General features: G+C 64.9%; 11 protein-coding genes. 7 read left to right on the top strand and 4 right to left on the bottom strand.

What is annotated here, in order from left to right; translation table 11 throughout:
* Nucleotide 1 precedes the first annotated feature (1 nt).
* Nucleotides 2-1,234, bottom strand: coding sequence for a DUF3422 domain-containing protein (locus ACFODV_RS10080; protein ID WP_379758487.1), 1,233 nt, complete (start codon nucleotides 1,232-1,234; stop codon nucleotides 2-4).
* A gap of 90 nt (nucleotides 1,235-1,324) precedes the next feature.
* Nucleotides 1,325-2,293 carry a magnesium transporter CorA family protein gene (locus tag ACFODV_RS10075; RefSeq protein ID WP_379758484.1) on the bottom strand — a complete coding sequence of 323 codons (969 nt, stop codon included), beginning with the start codon at nucleotides 2,291-2,293 and terminating at the stop codon, nucleotides 1,325-1,327.
* 63 nt (nucleotides 2,294-2,356) lie between these two features.
* On the opposite strand from ACFODV_RS10075, the gene chrA reads away from it, so the two are divergent.
* Both chrA and ACFODV_RS10065 read left to right on the top strand, forming a co-directional pair.
* Nucleotides 2,357-3,634 (top strand): chromate efflux transporter, encoded by a 1,278-nt coding sequence (chrA, locus tag ACFODV_RS10070; RefSeq protein ID WP_379758481.1) that lies wholly within the window; start codon nucleotides 2,357-2,359, stop codon nucleotides 3,632-3,634.
* A gap of 100 nt (nucleotides 3,635-3,734) precedes the next feature.
* Complete coding sequence (locus ACFODV_RS10065) at nucleotides 3,735-4,631, top strand: universal stress protein (RefSeq protein WP_379758478.1); 897 nt, start codon at nucleotides 3,735-3,737, stop codon at nucleotides 4,629-4,631.
* Nucleotides 4,632-4,669: 38 nt separating this feature from the next.
* On the opposite strand, the gene ACFODV_RS10060 is transcribed toward ACFODV_RS10065, so the two are convergent.
* Both ACFODV_RS10060 and ACFODV_RS10055 read right to left on the bottom strand, forming a co-directional pair.
* On the bottom strand, nucleotides 4,670-6,358 hold the full coding sequence (locus ACFODV_RS10060; RefSeq protein WP_379758475.1) for a formate--tetrahydrofolate ligase: 1,689 nt from the start codon (nucleotides 6,356-6,358) through the stop codon (nucleotides 4,670-4,672).
* A gap of 45 nt (nucleotides 6,359-6,403) precedes the next feature.
* A complete protein-coding gene (locus ACFODV_RS10055) occupies nucleotides 6,404-7,111 on the bottom strand; it encodes a DUF3581 family protein (protein ID WP_379758472.1) in 708 nt (235 codons plus the stop codon).
* 141 nt (nucleotides 7,112-7,252) lie between these two features.
* Between ACFODV_RS10055 and ACFODV_RS10050 the strand changes: the two genes are divergently transcribed.
* The 5 genes from ACFODV_RS10050 to ACFODV_RS10030 all read left to right on the top strand — a co-directional run bounded on the left by ACFODV_RS10050 (nucleotide 7,253) and on the right by ACFODV_RS10030 (nucleotide 17,176).
* Nucleotides 7,253-10,684 (top strand): hypothetical protein, encoded by a 3,432-nt coding sequence (locus ACFODV_RS10050; protein ID WP_379758469.1) that lies wholly within the window; start codon nucleotides 7,253-7,255, stop codon nucleotides 10,682-10,684.
* 191 nt (nucleotides 10,685-10,875) lie between these two features.
* The gene (gene nhaD / locus ACFODV_RS10045) at nucleotides 10,876-12,360 is read left to right on the top strand and encodes a sodium:proton antiporter NhaD (RefSeq protein ID WP_379758466.1); all 1,485 of its coding nucleotides are present in this window, start codon (nucleotides 10,876-10,878) and stop codon (nucleotides 12,358-12,360) included.
* Between the two features lie 337 nt (nucleotides 12,361-12,697).
* Complete coding sequence (locus ACFODV_RS10040; RefSeq protein WP_379758463.1) at nucleotides 12,698-13,132, top strand: hypothetical protein; 435 nt, start codon at nucleotides 12,698-12,700, stop codon at nucleotides 13,130-13,132.
* The gene (locus ACFODV_RS10035) at nucleotides 13,101-14,321 is read left to right on the top strand and encodes a hypothetical protein (RefSeq protein WP_379758460.1); all 1,221 of its coding nucleotides are present in this window, start codon (nucleotides 13,101-13,103) and stop codon (nucleotides 14,319-14,321) included. The genes ACFODV_RS10040 and ACFODV_RS10035 overlap by 32 nt, the downstream gene beginning before the upstream one ends.
* A gap of 17 nt (nucleotides 14,322-14,338) precedes the next feature.
* Nucleotides 14,339-17,176 (top strand): bifunctional diguanylate cyclase/phosphodiesterase, encoded by a 2,838-nt coding sequence (locus ACFODV_RS10030; RefSeq protein WP_379758457.1) that lies wholly within the window; start codon nucleotides 14,339-14,341, stop codon nucleotides 17,174-17,176.
* The last annotated feature ends 11 nt before the right edge of the window (nucleotides 17,177-17,187 follow it).

The raw sequence follows: 17,187 nt of genomic DNA, 5'->3' as shown, positions 1-17,187 counted from the left end.
CTCAGTGCTGTTTGACCCGCCAGATGCGCCAGGCCAGCACGCCGATGATACCCAGGCCCAACGGCGCGAGGATGACGGCGGCCACCGCCGGCACGATGGGCATTCCCAGGGCATCGAGGCTCTGCAGGCCAAGTTTGAAGAGGCTGAACAGGTAGTAGCTGATCACGATGATCGACAGCCCCTCCACCGCCTTCTGGATCTTCAGCTGGCTGCTGGTACGCTCGTTGAGACTCTGCAGGATCTCGGAGTTCTGCTCCTCGATCTCCACCTGGGCTCGAGTCCGCAACAGGTCGTTGAGCCGCGCCACGCTCTCGGCCAGGCTCTTCTGGCGCTGATGAATCGCCGCGCAGAAGTGCACCGTGGGCCGGAAGCGGCGCAGGATGAAGGTCCCCAGCCGTGGGCTGTCGCCGACCCGGCTTTCGCGCAGCTCATCGATGCGGGTGTAAACGATGCGCGCGTAGGCCTCGGTGGCGTTGAAGCGCTGCCGCGAGCGGGCGCCGGACCGCTCGAGCCGCGCGGAGAGCGAGGAGATCGCCGCCAGCAGCGGTTTAGCGTTGGCCGCATCGCTCTCGGTATTGCGCTCCGAAAGCTCGCCGAGCTCGAGTTCGTGGTCGCGCAGCTCGAGGCTCATCTCCTTGGCCAGCGGCAGAGCCAGCGACGCCATCATGCGGTAGGTTTCGATCTCCAGCAGGCGCCGGGTCATGCGCCCCAGGCGAAAGGCGTTGAGGCCGCGGTTGACCAGCAGCAGCCGATTGACGCCTGCCGCCGTGAGCCGGAAGTCGCTCCAGACGGTGGCGTCATCGTCGCCTACGCTGGAGCCGGCAGGGTCGCGCAATCCGTAGGCTTCCGGATCGCCCTCCCAGGATGTCTCGGCTTCTACCAATATCAGGCTGGCACTGATCAGCGCCCGGCTGTGTTGAGCGGCGACCTCTGCCAACAGCGGCGGCGGAGGGGGCCAGGACTCACCCCGGGCTGGCCTTGGCACCAGCAGGGTCAGGGTGAAGAACTCGGTGTGTCGTTCCCACTTGAGCGTCTGGTCGCCGAGTTCGAGGATCTCCTGGGCCGCCTCGATATCCGGGGTCCTGCCGGTCACCTCGGCGACGCGGTGAAGAATGTCCGCGGCGATACCGTCAGCGTCGAGAAAGGCGTAGTGGTGCAGGTGCGCCGGCTCTTCGAAGTAAATCGAAGGCCGGGCATGCAGCTCGTTGTGCAGTCGGGCGCGCTGGGGATGCATGGCAAGGGCTCATGGATAGGAGTATCTCGAGGCTAAGGCCCGGCAGAGCAGAGGCCAATGGTCTGCGGCAACATGCCTCGCCAGAATGTTCTAGAACCACCCCTTGCGGCGAAATAGCCAGACCAGCCCCACACCGATACTCATCATCAGGCCCAACACCACAAAGTAGCCATAACGATATTCCAGTTCAGGCATATGCGCGAAGTTCATGCCATAGAGGCCGGCGATGAAGGTCAGCGGCACGAAAATGGCGGTGATGACCGTGAGGATGCGCATGGTGATGTTCAACTGATGTGAGGAGAGCGAGATATGGCCGTCCACCAGGTCGCCGCAGATGTCGTAGTACATCTGGGTCAGGGTGAGCAGACGCTCGAAGCGCTCGTGGACATCGTTGATGGCGTGCAGCGTCTCGCTCTCGTTGCGTGGCAGGTGTGAATAGTCATAGGCGGTGAGTTCCTGAGTAATACCCACATGATAGTTGAACACCCGCCGCATCTTTACCAGCCGCGAACGATAGCCGATAACCTGGCGCATCAGGGCATCACTGCCGTTCTCCATCAGCGCATCCTCGAGATCACTGAGCGCATTCTCGAACTCCAGCAGGCTGTCCAGGTAGTAGCCGGCGGAGTAGTACATTATCTTGAGCGCGACATGCTCCGGGGAGCGGCCCAGCAGGCCGGCTCCTTCCTGGGCGAACAGGCGGTCGATGCTCTGTGCCAGGCCCGGATGCAGGGTGATCAGGAAGCCCTCGCCGAGGAACATCGCCACCTGCTGAGGCACGTAGTTGAGGTCGGCATCGAAGGAGGAGATCCCTCGGTAGAGAATCAGGGTGTGTCCTTCGAACTCCTCGATCTTGGGCGGGTGGCGCTCACGATGGGCGTCGTCGATGGCCATGGGGTGGCAGCCAAAGCTCTCGAGAAGCTCGCGCTCCCCAGCCACTGTCTCGCCCTGCAGATCGATCCAAAGGCGACTGTCGGGTAACGCCTGCCAGCGGGCGATCAGTTCCTCGCCCCCGGCCATGGCCTCCCCCTCGGCGTTCACCATCAGCGTGCGTATCATGCGTCGGTCATCCTTGCGTGGCAGGCTTGGAGCGTTAGCGTCTCATGACAGGCACTCTAAGGCATGCCCGCCGAGGCTGCCCAACGCCATCGCCGATGCCATCCCGTCCAATTCCGTTCCGATTTCGACTCCGAGGAGCCTCCCATCAACGATTCTTCCAGAGGCCGCATTGCCGAGGTATTTCGCGCCTTCCTGATGCTCGGGATGACCTCCTTCGGCGGCCCCATCGCCCATCTGGGCTACTTTCGCACCGAGTTCGTGGCGCGCCGGGGCTGGCTGGACGAGCGCGCCTACGCGGATCTGGTCGCGCTGTGTCAGTTCCTGCCGGGGCCGGCCAGCAGCCAGGTGGGCTTCGCCCTGGGCCTGATGCGAGCCGGGCCGGTAGGCGCCCTGGCGGCCTGGTGCGCCTTTACCCTGCCCTCGGCGCTGCTGCTGGTGCTCTTCGCCCTGGGCGCAGCAAGCGTCGAAGGGCCCCTGAGCAGCGGCCTGATCCAGGGGCTGAAGATTGTGGCGGTGGCCATCGTCGCCCATGCGGTGTGGGGCATGGCCAGAAACCTGTGCCCGGACCGAATCCGCGCGACCATCGCCGTGGGCGCGGTGCTGCTGGTGGTCGGCGTGGACGGCGCGATAGGTCAGGTCTCGGCCATCCTGCTCGGCGGCCTGGCGGGGCTCTGGGCCTGCCGGGGTGGCCCCAGCGCTGGCGGCGACGCCCTGCACCTGCCGGTGACGCGCCGGGTGGGACTGGTCTGCCTGGCCGCCTTCGTGGCCCTTCTGGGCGGACTGCCGCTGCTGGTAATGGCCGGGGCGGGTTCCGGCATCGGCCTGGTCGACGCCTTCTACCGTGCCGGCGCCCTGGTGTTCGGTGGCGGCCACGTGGTGCTGCCGCTGCTCGAGGCCGAAATGGTGCAAAGCGGGCGCGTCGCCGCAGAGGACTTCCTGGCCGGCTACGGTGCGACCCAGGCGGTGCCTGGACCACTGTTCACCTTCGCCGCCTACCTGGGCATGGTCGGCACGGGAGGCGGCGTGGGCTTCGCGCTGCTGGCGCTGGTGGCGATCTTCATGCCGGGGCTGCTGTTGCTGCTGGCCGCCCTGCCTTTCTGGAACGCCCTGCGCTCCCGACCCGGCATCCAGGCTGGCTTGCGCGGCGCCAATGCCGCCGTGGTGGGCCTGCTCGGCGCGGCGCTCTACCACCCGGTATGGACCGGCGCCATTCTCGGCCCGGCGGAGTTTGCCCTGGCGCTGGTGGGCTTCGCCCTGCTGGCAGTGTGGAAGCTACCCCCCTGGGTCACCGTGCTGGTGTGCGGCCTGGGCGGCATGGCGCTGGGACTCGGCGGCGCCTGAAGGCAACCCGAGGGGAGGCGACGCCGGACGGCGGAGGCTGCTAATCTAGTCTCAGTTTCGCCCCCCGGGGCAACGACAGTCATCAAGGGAGAAGGTATCGATGAGTGAGCAGGTCTCTCGGATCATCGTCCCCGTGGACGGTTCACCAACGGCCGCTGCCGCGGCCCGTCACGCCAGCCTGCTGGCCAAATTACTGGACGTCCCGCTGCAGCTGCTTCACGTGATGCCGCTCAACGCGGCGGAGCTGTGCGATATTCCCGCCAACCGCCAGGCCGAGGCCGACCATGACCGGGCGGTGCGCCTCGAGATCGCCGAGGCGGCCTTTGCCAAGGCCCGCAGGGCGATCGATCCTGAGCTCACACCGGCTCCTAGCGAGGTAGTGCTGGAGGACAGCACCTTCATCCGTCACCCGGAGCGGGCCATCATCGCCCATGTCCGCAGTCAGCCCGCTTGCCTGCTGGTGCTCGGCGCGCGTCACCTGAGCGAGTTGGGCAAGTTCATGCAGGGTAGCGTCAGCAACGAGGTAGTCCACCGTGCGCGCTGCCCGGTGACCATTGTCCACGACGATGCGAGCCTGCAGGAGGCCTCAGGCATCGGTCAGGTGCTGCTGCCGGTAGATGGCTCGGCTCACTCCAACCAGGCGGCAGGACTGGCCGGCGAGCTGGCGCGCAGTGCCGGAGTGCCGGTGGAACTGGTGTTCTGCCAGCCCGGCGGCCAGGCCAACGGCATTGATGATGACGAAGAGAGTCAGGCCGAGCGGGTCTTTCGCCTGGGAAGAGAGGCCCTTGGCGAGATTCCGAAGGGCGTGGAAGAGGTTCTGCTCAGCGAGGAGCGCTTCGCCGAGGCCATCGTCTCACGCGCCCGCCACCACCTGGCAGAGCGGCCGATGATCGTCATGGGCCGGCGCGGGCTGGGTAAATGGCGCGAGTCGCTGCTCGGCAGCGTCAGCCATCGCGTCATCGATCTGGCGCCCTGCCCGGTCACCGTGGTGGTCTGACTATTCCTTCCCTGCCGGCCTTCCCTGCCGGCCTCGCCTCAGGCGAGGCCGGTGATGTCGCCCTCATTATCCAGTCCCATGCCCAGCGCTGCCGGCTCACGCGGCAGCCCGGGCAATGTCATCAGCTTGCCACACACCGCTACCAAGAAGCCGGCGCCGGCCGATAGCCGCAGCTCCCGGACCCGCAGCCAATGCCCCTTGATCAGGCCACCGTCGGCCGGATCGTCGGAGAAACTGTACTGGGTGCGAGCGATGCACACCGGCAACTGCCCGTAGCCGGCCCGCTCGAGGCGCTGCAGCATCTCCCTGGCCTCAGGCGAGAGCTCGACGCCGCTGGCCCCATAGAGCCGGGTGGCTATCGTCTCCAGCGCCTCCTCGACCGAGGCGCCATCGGGATACAGAGGCGCCACGTCGGCGACGCCTGCCGCCAGCCGTTGCTGTATCAGGCGGGCCAGGGTCAGGGCGCCCTCCCCGCCCCGGGCCCAGTGGTCGCAGTTCGCCATAGCCACGCCGAGTTGGCTGCAGCAGGCCAACAGCCGCGCCTGCTCGTCGTCGCTGTCGTCGGGAAAGGCGTTGAGAGCCACCACCGGCTCCAGGCCGAAGGCCCGGGCCACGGCCACCTGCCGGACCAGGTTATCGAGGCCGGCGGTAAGGGCCGCGAGATCCGGGTGCTGCATGGTCTCGCGGGTCGCCCCGCCGTGAAAGCGAAGAGCGCGCAGGGTAACCACGATCACCGCGGCATCCGGGAAGATACCGGATTGACGCGATTTGATATCGATGAACTTTTCCAGGCCCTGATCGGCGCCGAAGCCGGCCTCGGTGACCACCACCTCGCCAAGGGCCAGGGCCGCCCGGGTGGCCACCAGCGAGCTGCAGCCGTGGGCGATATTGGCGAAGGGGCCGCCGTGAATCAGCACCGGGGTGTGCTCGAGGGTCTGCACCAGATTAGGCGCCATGGCATCACGCAGCAGCACAGCCAGGGCACCCACTGCGCCAAGATCAGCCACGGTCACCGGGGTATCGTCGTGTCGCCAGGCCACCACGATGCGGCCGAGGCGGCGTTCCAGATCGGCGAGGTCCTCAGCCAGGCACAGAATTGCCATGATCTCTGAGGCGGCGGTGATCTCGAAGTTGCGCTCGCCCTGACCGGTATGAACGCGACGCAGGCTGCGATCGTTGAGGTCGAGCACCCGGGGCCACATCACCCGCTCGGGGTCGATCTCCAGGGCGTTACCCCAGTACAAATGGTTGTCGATCAGCGCGGCCAGGAGGTTGTGGGCCGAAGTCACGGCGTGGAAGTCGCCGTTGAAGTGCAGATTGATGGACTCCATGGGCACCACCTGGGCGCGCCCACCACCGGCGGCGCCTCCCTTCATGCCGAATACTGGTCCCAGCGACGGTTCACGCAGGCAGGCGAGAGCAGAGACTCCGAGGCAAGATAGGGCGTCCACCAGCCCCACGCAGGCGGTCGTCTTGCCCTCGCCGGCGGGGGTAGGGGTAATGGCGGAGACCAGCACCAGACGACCGCGGGGGCGGTCCTTCAAGCGTTGAAGCAGCGGCAGCGAGAGTTTGGCGCGGTAGTGGCCGAAGGGAACCAGATCCTCGGCGGCGATCCCCAGGCGCGCCTCGGCCAACGACAAGATCGGCTCGAGTGGGGCCCGGCGGGCGATTTCCAGATCCGTCGCCGGCGCGGCGGCGCCCTCGTTGCCGTCCACCTTTCGGGACATGGGGACTCCTCCGGGCCGGCACTGCCGGCAGCGTTTGCCGGTGCGTCAGGCCTCGTAGGCGGCCTTGAGGCGATAGAATTCGGTGACGATTTCGTCCATGGCGATCGGGTCATAGTCGCACAGGCCGCTGACCACCAGCTTCTTGGAGCCAGTTCCGACGGTCGCGCCACCGGACTGGATGCGAAATTCCAACAGGCAATCACCGCGCTTGCCGTTCACCGCCAGGGAGGAGCGATCCAGCGCCAGCTCCGGTAGCAGGCCATCGAGTCGGTCGAGGGAAAAGCCCATGCTGTCGTAGATCACCAGAGGGCGTCGGGGATTGAACATGACCCCCTTTTCTTCCATCAGCGGCTTGAGGTAATGGGGGAAGTTCTTGCCAGAGAAGGCCACGTAGCAGCGGGTAAAGGCCTCTACCACGACCTCGTCGCGGGTCGTCTCACCGCTGCGCTCCACTTCGAGGTAGCATTTTCCGTTCTCGTCGCAGACGCGAACAAGCCCATCCTCATGCTCCTGGAAACATAGCGGGGTGCCGTCACCCACCATGTTCAGGAAGCGAAAATCCATTCTCTGAGAAAGCCCGAAGCGTGCCAGCACCAGGGCAAACAGCAGGTCTCCCGGCACGCAGAAACGACGCGCTTCAGGATTGTGGATGGGGTTGTAGTCGCCTGCAATTCCCTTGGCGAAGCGACTTGCCTGCTCGGCGGAGATGCAGACTCGGCCTCCTGCCGGCGAATAGAATTCATCGAGAAACATGCGTGCTGTGCCTGCCCTGCGTCGTTGTCGATCCAGATCCTGCCGGCGGCTGCCGGAGGGCAGATGATGCCATAAAACCCTCGCCAACGAAGCCTCGTTAGGCGCTACCATGGGCTGGAGGGCAGAAGGAGCGACAACAAGATGGGCGAATATCGAGCGCCAAGGGGCGGAAGGTGGCGGTGGTTGGGCGGGTCGGCCGGCCTCGCTGTGCTGGCTCTGATTGGTGCGGCCCTGGCCCTGCCAACCCTACTGGACAGCGCCTGGCTGCAGGCCAGGCTCTCCAGCCAGGAGGGGCTGTCGATCCGCTGGGAGGGGTCCCGCCCTGGCTGGAACAGCCTGGCGGTGGAGTCTCTGGTCATCGAGCGTGAGGATGATTCCCTGCCGCTGGCCCTGGAGGTGGACACCGCCCGTCTGGAGCTCACCCTGCCCGCCTTGCTGACCCGGCGCCTGTCAATCCCGGAGCTCACGGCCAGCGGCCTGCGCCGGCTGGACATCGACGGCCACCGACTCAGCGGAGAAGGGCGGCTCACGCTGTCGGGCCTCGACCTCGCCCGTGACGAACTGGGGGTAGAGCGCCTTACCCTGGCCCTGGAGCAGGCCACGTTGACCCGCGACGGGCAGCGGCTGGCCGAAGATATCGCCCTGACCGCCGACCTGAGCACGGCTTCCTTCGACCCCGCAGCCCATCCCGGCCAGGCGGCACTGCGCTTTCTCTCCGGCGAACTTGCCCTGACGGCCCGGGCGGATGCCTGGGACCTCTTCAACCCCTACCTGGCAGAACTGGGTTGGCTTGGCCTGGCCGGTCGCGGCAGCCTCGAGGGCGAGCTGAGTATATCCCAGGGCAAACTGGCCCCGGGCAGCCGCCTGGTCCTCGTCTCCCCTGAACTCGGCGTCACTCTGGACGAAGCCGCCCTGCTGGCAGGCAGCGAGGAGGATGACACCGCCCCAACCTGGGTGATACCCGGTGAGACCTATCGACTGCAGGGAGCCGGCAGCGTGGTGGCACGCGTCGATGGGCAGGGCATCGAACCCGACGACGCGCCCGCCGGCCGGCTGACGGTGGCCCTGGAGAACCTCGCCATGCATCTTGGCAAGGACCCGACGCCGCTGCTGACGGGCCAACGCTTCGATCTCGATGCGCCGTTCCCGACGGACCTTGCCGCCATCCCAGCACCGCCCGATCATGCCGAACTGAGCTGGCAAGCGGCCACGGTGCCCGATGTTCGCGCTCTGGGGCGCTTCCTGCCGGAGCAAACTCCGTTGACGCTCGATGGCGGACGTGCCGCCCTGGACGGCCGACTGACCTACCGCAACGGCAAGCTCTCCGGTGCCTTTACCCTGGCCGGCGAAACGGTCGCCGTGACCCTACAGGAGCAGCCGCTCAGCGGTGACCTGCGTCTTGATCTGGCATTGGCCCTGCTGGACCCCGAGGCTCGCCGCCTGGATCTCTCCGGCACCCGCTTGAGGCTTGACGTCACCGGCGACGAGAGCGCCGATGCGCTGATGCTAGACCTGACCCTCGAGGCCGCCCAGGCAACCTCCCGGGTGGCACTGGACGCACTGCGTGACCACCCCCAACCACCCTTGGACGGCGAACTGGCTCTCTCCGGGCGCCTGGACAGGCTGGGATTCCTGAATCCCTTCCTGGCAGGCCTGTTCGAGGGCCGCGGCATTGGCTTAACCGGGGGCGGCGAGCTAAGGGCCAGGGCGCGACTGGTCAATGGACGAATCGACGCTGGCAGCCGTTTGGCCGTGATCAGCGACGCGCTGGGAGTGAGCCTGCCCCATGTCCGCGCCGAGGGCAGAGGCACCTTCGCCGCCGAGTGGCACGACGACGATTCTCTGCCGCTGCGGCTGGATGCCCGCCTGGAGGAGGCCAGAATGAGCCGCCACCGTGACGGTGCCAAACTGTTGGAGGGCGCCCGCCTGATTCTGGAAGCCGAGGGCCACCCGCCGGAGGCGGGCGAATCGCCACTGCCTCAGCGGGCGACGCTCGACTGGGAGGGGGCCAAGCTGGCCGATGTGGCCGCGCTGGCCCTCTACCTGCCCGAGGGCGCTCCGTTCACTCTGGCCGGCGGCCGGGCCAGCAGTAGAGGCCGCCTGGTGTTCGAGGACGAGCGCGTGCGCGGTGAACTCCGGCTGGCAGGTCGCGAGATCAGCGGCCAACTGCTCGGCGAGGCGGTCTCCGGCGAGATGACCCTCGACCTGACGCTGAACGAAGCCGCTTTGGACGGCAGCGCCATCGACCTCTCCGGCAGCCGTCTGTCGCTGTCCGCAGCGGCGGCGGGCAACGCCGAGGCCGAACAGCAATTGGGCAGCGTGCTGGTAGCCCGTGTGGCACGCTTCGCTCATCTGAATGAGCCCGACACCCGCCAGGGGCGACTGGTACTGGAGGGCATGGTCGACCGCCTGGGTTTCCTGGACGCCTTTCTCCCCCGGGAGCATGGGCTCACCCTGCGTGGCCGCGGGCGGCTCGAGGCCGACCTTCACCTGGGCGGCGAGCAATTGCTGGCGCCGAGTCACCTGCGGGTGGATGCCGATGACCTCGCGGTGGGCTTCCTCGACTATCAGGCGCAGGGGCGCGGCGAACTCGACGCACGGCTCGAGGGTGAGGCGACCAGCCCCGGTGCCCGGCTTTCGCTCTCGCTGCCGCGATTCGCCCTGCGCCGCGAGGCGGAGGAAGAGCGCACCTGGCTGAGCGGACGCCACCTGTCCCTGGTGACGTCCACATCCTTCTTCTCAATGGACCCGGAGCAGGTCGAGGTTGACACCTTCACTACCCGGGTGATGTTGCCCATCGTCGAAGTGCCGGACCTGGCCCTCTACAACGCCTACCTGCCAGAAAACGCCGGAGTCGAGCTGCTCGGCGGGCGTGCCAGCCTCGAGGCGACGCTGGAACTGGAGGGCCTGGGCGCCCGCGGGGATCTGGTGCTGCAGGCCTTTGGCACCGAACTGCGTCTGGTCGGCCAGCGGCTGACGGGAGACATGCGTCTGGAGGCGCGCCTGCGCGAGGGCGATCTGGCCGACCGGCGCTTCGATGCCTCCGGCTCGCTGTTGCGCCTGGACAACATCACCCGCCGTGATGCCGACGGCCAGGGCGAGGCCGGCTGGTGGGCTCGCCTGGTGCTGGAGGAAGGCCGGCTCACCTGGGCGGAGCCGCTGGAGGTGAATGCTCGCCTGGGGCTGACCATGCGAGACAGTGGCTTGCTGGCGAGGCTTTTCCTGGCCGGTGCCCGGGAACGAGACTGGCTGGGCCGACTGCTCACCGTGCGCGACATACGCGGCGAGGCGCGATTGACCATGGAGGCCGACGGCATCCGCCTGGAGGAGGCTCGGCTGGAAGGCGGCCCGCTGTCGCTGTTGGCCGATCTGGCGTTTCGCGAGGAGCGTCTGGACGGCCAGCTTTTCGCCAGGCTGGGGCGCCTGGCCGTTGGGGTAGCGCTCCAGGACGGCGAGCGAACGCTGCGCTTCCTGCAGCCGCGCCGCTGGTTCGAGAATGCCAGTCAGGAAACGGATGAACCCCTGGTGGAAACGACGCCGGATTCGTTCCGGGAAGCTCTGACTCCACGCTGATCCAACGCCATTCGGGTCGTATCGGTCGCTGTATGAACCAAGGTCCCGAAGCAGATCGTTAGCATGCAAAAAAAGCATGCAAAACGGCTCTGCGACGGGGCCTGGCCCCATATTGCACTGCACCATGGCATGTTAAGATGCGCGCGCTTACTGACTCTCCTCCGCAACCCCTTCCTTGGGACACTGCAGCCATGCTGATAAACGACAGAACCGCCCTGCGGCCCCGGCGCCTCATCCGGTGGCCGAGTTTTCTCGTACTCGCATTTCTCTCTCTGCTGTTCAGCCCCACCGCCCATGCGGTAACCGGCACACTGGACATGACCGGCTCTCTTGTCGGCGTACTAGCCGTGAGTATCTTCGTCCTCGCCTATGTCCTCGTCATGGGCGAGGAGAAGCTGCACATGCGCAAGTCCAAGCCGGTGCTGGTCGCCGCCGGCATCATCTGGGCGCTGATCGGCTGGGTCTACGTGCAGTCGGGCATGCCGAACGAGGCCGAGCACGCCTTTCGCGAGACCCTGCTCGAGTTCACCGAGCTGATGCTATTCCTGCTGGTGGCGATGACCTATATCAACGCCATGGAGGAGCGCCGAGTGTTCGACGCACTGCGCTCCTGGATGGTGCGCAAGGGCTTCAGCTACCGCCAGCTATTCTGGATCACCGGCGTGCTGGCCTTTCTGATATCGCCCATCGCCGACAACCTGACCACCGCCCTACTGATGTGCGCCGTGGTGACCAAGGTCGCCGAAGGCGACAAGCGCTTCATCAACCTCTGCTGTGTCAACATCGTGGTGGCCGCCAACGCCGGCGGTGCCTTCAGCCCCTTCGGGGACATCACCACCCTGATGGTGTGGCAGTCAGGCATGGTGAAATTCTATGAGTTCTTCGATCTGCTGGTGCCTTCGCTGGTCAACTACCTGATTCCGGCCGTCGTGATGAGCGCCTTCATCAAGAACCGCAAGCCCGACAGCGTGCAGGAAGACGTCTGGCTGAAGCGTGGGGCACGGCGAATCATCGCGCTGTTCCTGCTCACCGTGGCTACCGCCGTGGCCTGCCACACTCTGCTGAACCTGCCGCCTGTGCTGGGCATGATGACGGGGCTCGGCTATCTGCAGTTCTTTGGCTACTACCTGCGCCGCACCCTGCCCCACTCACTGGAAAAGAAGCGCACCCGCTACAGCCGGCGTGGGGATGACAAGAAGCTGGCCCAGCTGGGCAGCGTGGTACCGTTCGATGTCTTCAATCGCGTGGCCCGCGCCGAGTGGGACACCCTGCTATTTTTCTACGGCGTGGTCATGTGCGTCGGCGGGCTTGGCTTCATGGGCTACCTGGGACTGCTCTCGGAGGCGCTCTACACCGGCTGGGGAGCCACCTGGGCCAATATCGCCCTCGGCCTGATCTCGGCGGTGGTGGACAACATCCCGGTGATGTTCGCGGTGCTGACCATGCAGCCGGAGATGTCCCACGGGCACTGGCTGCTGATCACCCTGACCGCCGGCGTCGGCGGCAGCCTGCTGTCCATCGGCTCCGCCGCCGGCGTGGCGCTCATGGGGCAGGCACGCGGCAACTACACCTTCATGGGCCACCTACGCTGGGCGCCGGTTATCGCTATCGGCTACGCCGCCAGCGTAGCCACCCACCTGTGGCTCAACGCCCACAGTTTTACCGTCTTCAACTGATTCACCCTCTCCAAGTGAGTCCCATCCCGGCGGCAATCGCCGCCGGGCCTTTTCCTCCGTTGAGGGTCCCGCTTTACATTGCCTTCCAATGATGTAGCTTGAGTTGAATAGGCCAGTACAAGGTAGCCTCGCGAATGAACGCGGCGGATGCAAAAACTAAAAACAGCCGGCCATGTGGTATGCAGGAGTGAAGGTAAGCGCCCGGAGCCCCGCACAAGACGGAGCCCGTGGCTGAAGCGAATCACCTGAAGGGAACTGATACGCCGATGCTGTCCTACATCCCGTCACCCTCACCGGTGACACTACGCTGTCTGTCCAGACGAGATGAGGCTTGCCGGTGGCATGGCTGAGGTACGGCCTGCTGTCAGCCCTGCTGGCGCTGGCGTGGCCCCCCATGGCGGCGGCTGACGAGAGCCAGGTGCTGCTGGTGGCGCACCCGGAGGTCCGCACCACCCGCCTGACCCGAGACACCACCCGGGCCATATTTGCCATGCGGCAGCGCACCTGGCCGGATGGCCAAGCGGTCAGGGTTTTTGTGCTTAACAATGACGACCCCGTTCATGGCCATTTCGTCAAGGAACGTCTTTCCGTCTATCCGCACCAGCTTCAGCTGGCATGGGACCGCATGGTGTTCTCCGGTACCGGCCAGGCCCCTATGCGAGTCTTCTCCCAGGCCGAAATGCGCGAGCGCATCGCCAACACCCCCGGTGCCCTGGGCTATCTAGAAAGGGAGTATCTGGATGATCGTGTCCAAGTCGTTTCAACGGAGTGAGCCTCGCGTCTGTCTCGTGCTGGCTGCCCTGCTGTTGGGCGGCACAAACTCGGCGGCGGCAGACAGCAGCATGCTGGATACCCTGCAGATGCATGGCTTTCTCAGCCAGGCGCTGGTGATCACCGATCGCAATGACTTCTTCGGCCCTAGCAGCAGCGGCAGCGGCAGCGGCAGTCTTAAATACACCGAGATCGGCGCCAACGCCTCCATCCGCCCCCACCAGGACGTGCTAATCGCCGCCCAGGTGCTCAGCCGGCGCGCCGGCGGAGATGGCAGTGACGCCAAACCTGAACTTGACTACGGCGTCGTCGACTACCAGATGGTCTCTAATCAGCAGCGCACCCTGGGCGCTCAGCTCGGCCGTTTCAAGAACCCCTTCGGATTCTACAACCAAACCCGCGATGTGGCCTTTACCCGCCCTAGCATCCTGCTGCCCCAGTCGATCTACTTTGACAGGACAAGATCGTTGGGTCTTGCGGGCGATGGCATAAGTATTTACCTAGAAGAGCGGTTACCAAAGGGCATTCTCAGAACGCAGGTCGGCGCCGGAAAAGCCCAGGTCGGCGATGACGTTGAGAGAACATTAGGGCTTGAGGCTCTTCCTGGCTCACTGGACTCTCAATCTTCCGCTATAGGCCAGATACGCTACGAGCATGATGGCGGCCGCTTCATTGCTGCACTTAGCACTGCAAGCGCTGAGGCAAAATATTCATCACCCATCGAGTCACTTGATGATGGCCGATTCAAATTTCGTCCTTGGATAGTTTCACTTCAGTACAATGCCGAAAATTGGAGCCTGACAGGCGAATATGCAGTTCGAAAATTATCGCTTGATAACTTTGATGCTTTCAGAAATTTTGAAACCACTGGCGAAAGCTGGTACCTCCAGTACAGTCGTCGGATCAATGATGAGTGGCAATGGTTTACACGTTACGACAGTCTTTCGAATAACAGGAGTGATCGGTCAGGAAAAAAATTCGAGGCCCAGACTGGAAGGCCTGCGCATAGCCAATATGCTGACGATATAACACTTGGTGTTCAATGGACCCCGATGTCGAGGTTGATGCTTGCCGCTGAATATCACCACATTGATGGTACCGGCTGGCTTCCAACCCAGGACAACCCGGACCCGGCCGATACAAGCCGCCGCTGGAACATGCTGCTGTTCCAGCTCTCGCTGCGCTTCTGACCGGCCCGAGGCTCCCCATGCGCTCGACCCTCCGAAGGCCCTGTCGCCTTAGCCTCACCTGGCGAGTCATCGCCCTCAGTAGCCTCCTGCTGGTGCTGCTGGTGGCGCTATTCGCGTGGCTGGTTCATGCCAACCTGACCCGCCAGTTCGAGACGAGCCGCACCGAGCACGGCGAACGCCAAGTACGCGAGATCCGCCTGGCCCTGGATCGCTCAGAGGAGGGACTTCGCCAACTGGCCTCCTTGGTGGCGTCGGGACAGGGCCTCGGCGATGCGCTCCAGGCCAGCCAGCCAGATCTGCTGGTCGACTCCCTCGAGACCCAGTGGCCCACGCTGCAGCTGGAGGCCGGAATCGACGAGATACTCGTTTACAATACTGCGGGTAATCAGCTTGCTAGCTGGGGCGAAGGGCAGTCCCATAACGAGCGACCGATCCAGGAGTGGGTGCGCCGTGTCCTTGGCGAAGAGGTGCCCCTCACCGCCCTGCGCTGCTCAAGCGACTGCCGGCAGTATGCGGCCGTACCGGTGCTTGTCGACGGAAGGAGCGTCGGCGCAGTGATTCTGTCTCGCTCACTCGCCGACGTCACTCGCCAGGCCCAGCAAGTCTCAGAGAGTGACGTGGCCCTGCTGGTGGTAGGCAGCCCGGCCGACAAGGAACTCCCCGAGGAGCGCGCGATTCCCGCCTGGAGGGGGCAGCTTATCGCCATGACCCGCCAGGAGACTTATCTGCCGATTCTGAAGAGTACCGCCTCCCTGGTTTCGGTCCGTGAATTGGAGCGCCAGACGTTACGCCTGGGATATCGAGGAAAGAATATCGAGCTCAGCGCGGTGCGCATGGACGAAGATGAAGACCGCCGCAGCACCGGCTACTTCCTGATCGCCACGGACATCACTTCACAGATCAAGGCCATCGCCCGTGACACCCGAGTGCTTGTCGCCGTGGGTGTCGGGGGATGGCTGGTGGCAGAACTGCTGTTGCTGGCAATCCTGCTCAGCCCCATGGCGCGTCTGCGGCGGATCGCCAGCGCGCTGCCTGCCCTGGCACAAGGAGGATTCAACGAAGCCAGGGCCTCCATACCTCGTCCCCGGCGCATCCTCGCTGACGAGATTGACGTGCTTCAGGGCACCACTCTGGCGCTGGCCGACCAGCTCGAGACCCTGGAAGAGGAAGTCTCCGCCCGGGGCGAGCAGCTTGCCGAACGGGTCCAGGACCTGGCCAGGGAGCGCGACTTCATTGGCAGCCTGCTGGATACCGCCAGGGTCTTCATCGTCACCCAGGATGCCAGTGGGCGCATCGGACTGGTCAACGACTACGCTCTGACGGTCATGAGCACCAGAGAGGAGACACTGGTGAACCGCCTGTTCGAGGATGTCTTCCCGCCGGGGCAAGCGTCGAGAGGAAGGCCAAGTGCCACGCTGAACATGGAGGAACGGCCTCTGGTCACCGCCGATGGCCAGCAGCACACCATCGCCTGGTACCACGCCCCGCTCCCTGGCGGAAACGGAACGGCACCCGGAAGGATATCGGTCGGCCTGGACATCACCGAACGCAAGGCCGCCGAGACGCGCCTTACCTGGCTGGCCGAGCGTGACCCCCTGACTGGGCTCTACAACCGCCGCTATTTCCAGGAGTCTCTCAGCGGAGCACTCCAGCATGGTCTGAGCGGGGCCATGCTGCTGATGGACCTGGACCAGTTCAAGGACGTCAACGAACTCAGCGGCCACCAGGCGGGCGACCGCCTGTTGCGCCTTGTGGCGAACGTGCTCAGCGAGGAGCTCGGTCACCGCGGCATTCTCGCCAGGCTCGGTGGCGACGAGTTCGCCCTGCTGCTCAAAGAGGCAGACGCCGATCTCGCCGTACGCATCGCCCAGCAGATCAATCAGATCCTCGAGGGCACCAGATTCATGGTCGAGGAAAGGCACCATCGGATATCGGCCAGCACCGGCATCGCCCTGTTCCCGGAGCATGCCGACAATCCCATCGACCTGATGGCCAGCGCCGATATGGCCATGTACAAGGCCAAGGCGTCAGGTACCCAGCGCTGGCACTTGCTCTCCACGGCGCAGGGTGCACGCGAAGAGCTGCAGCAGCGGGTTTTCTGGGAGGAACGCGTTCACCGTGCCCTGGAGGAAGACGCCTTCGAGCTGATGGTGCAGCCCATCGTCCGCCTGGAAGACCGCGACGTGCGCCACTACGAGGTGCTGATACGCATGCGCGACGAGCAAGGCGGCCTGATCTCGCCAGCGGCATTTATCCCGGTAGCCGAGCGCAGCGGGCAGATCATCGCTGTGGATCGCTGGGTCCTTCGCCACAGCCTTCAAGCCCTTAGCCGGCTCCAGGAACAAGGGATTAGCCTGGCGGTAAACCTCTCCGGGCAGTCCCTGCATGACGAAGAGCTCAAGCAATATCTCACCGAGGAGCTTGCCGCCAGCGGCGCCGACCCCGAGCGTCTGATCCTGGAGATCACCGAAACCGCCGCCGTAACCGACTTTTCCACGGCCCGGGGCGTGCTGCAGACACTCCGCGACCTTGGCTGCCGCACGGCCCTGGACGACTTCGGGGTCGGCTTCAGCAGCTTCCACTACCTGGGCCAACTGCCGGTTGACTACATCAAGATCGACGGCAGTTTTATCCGCAACCTGTCAGTTAGCGCTGAAAGTCGCGTGATCGTCAGGGCGATTGCCGATATCGCCGCCGGATTCGGCAAGCAAGCCATTGCCGAATTTGTCGACCAGGAGGCGCTGGCCCCCCTACTGCAATCCTATGGAATTGCTTACGGACAAGGCTATCATTTTGGCATGCCCGTACCGATTAAGAAGATAACCGAAAACACAAATAAAAACGGTTCTTCATGAGCGTTTGGCCA

It is taken from the genome of Halomonas tibetensis (genome assembly GCF_042643535.1).
Classification (GTDB): Bacteria; Pseudomonadota; Gammaproteobacteria; order Pseudomonadales; family Halomonadaceae; genus Halomonas; species Halomonas tibetensis.
This window is presented reverse-complemented; position numbering and strand designations above follow the sequence as displayed.

Coding starts and splice junctions, on each gene's coding strand:
- ACFODV_RS10080 (WP_379758487.1), bottom strand. CDS start 1,234: ATGCATCCCCAGCGCGCCCGACTGCACAACGAGCTGCATGCCCGGCCT.
- ACFODV_RS10075 (WP_379758484.1), bottom strand. CDS start 2,293: ATGATACGCACGCTGATGGTGAACGCCGAGGGGGAGGCCATGGCCGGG.
- chrA (WP_379758481.1), top strand. CDS start 2,357: ATGCCCGCCGAGGCTGCCCAACGCCATCGCCGATGCCATCCCGTCCAA.
- ACFODV_RS10065 (WP_379758478.1), top strand. CDS start 3,735: ATGAGTGAGCAGGTCTCTCGGATCATCGTCCCCGTGGACGGTTCACCA.
- ACFODV_RS10060 (WP_379758475.1), bottom strand. CDS start 6,358: ATGTCCCGAAAGGTGGACGGCAACGAGGGCGCCGCCGCGCCGGCGACG.
- ACFODV_RS10055 (WP_379758472.1), bottom strand. CDS start 7,111: ATGTTTCTCGATGAATTCTATTCGCCGGCAGGAGGCCGAGTCTGCATC.
- ACFODV_RS10050 (WP_379758469.1), top strand. CDS start 7,253: ATGGGCGAATATCGAGCGCCAAGGGGCGGAAGGTGGCGGTGGTTGGGC.
- nhaD (WP_379758466.1), top strand. CDS start 10,876: ATGCTGATAAACGACAGAACCGCCCTGCGGCCCCGGCGCCTCATCCGG.
- ACFODV_RS10035 (WP_379758460.1), top strand. CDS start 13,101: ATGATCGTGTCCAAGTCGTTTCAACGGAGTGAGCCTCGCGTCTGTCTC.
- ACFODV_RS10030 (WP_379758457.1), top strand. CDS start 14,339: ATGCGCTCGACCCTCCGAAGGCCCTGTCGCCTTAGCCTCACCTGGCGA.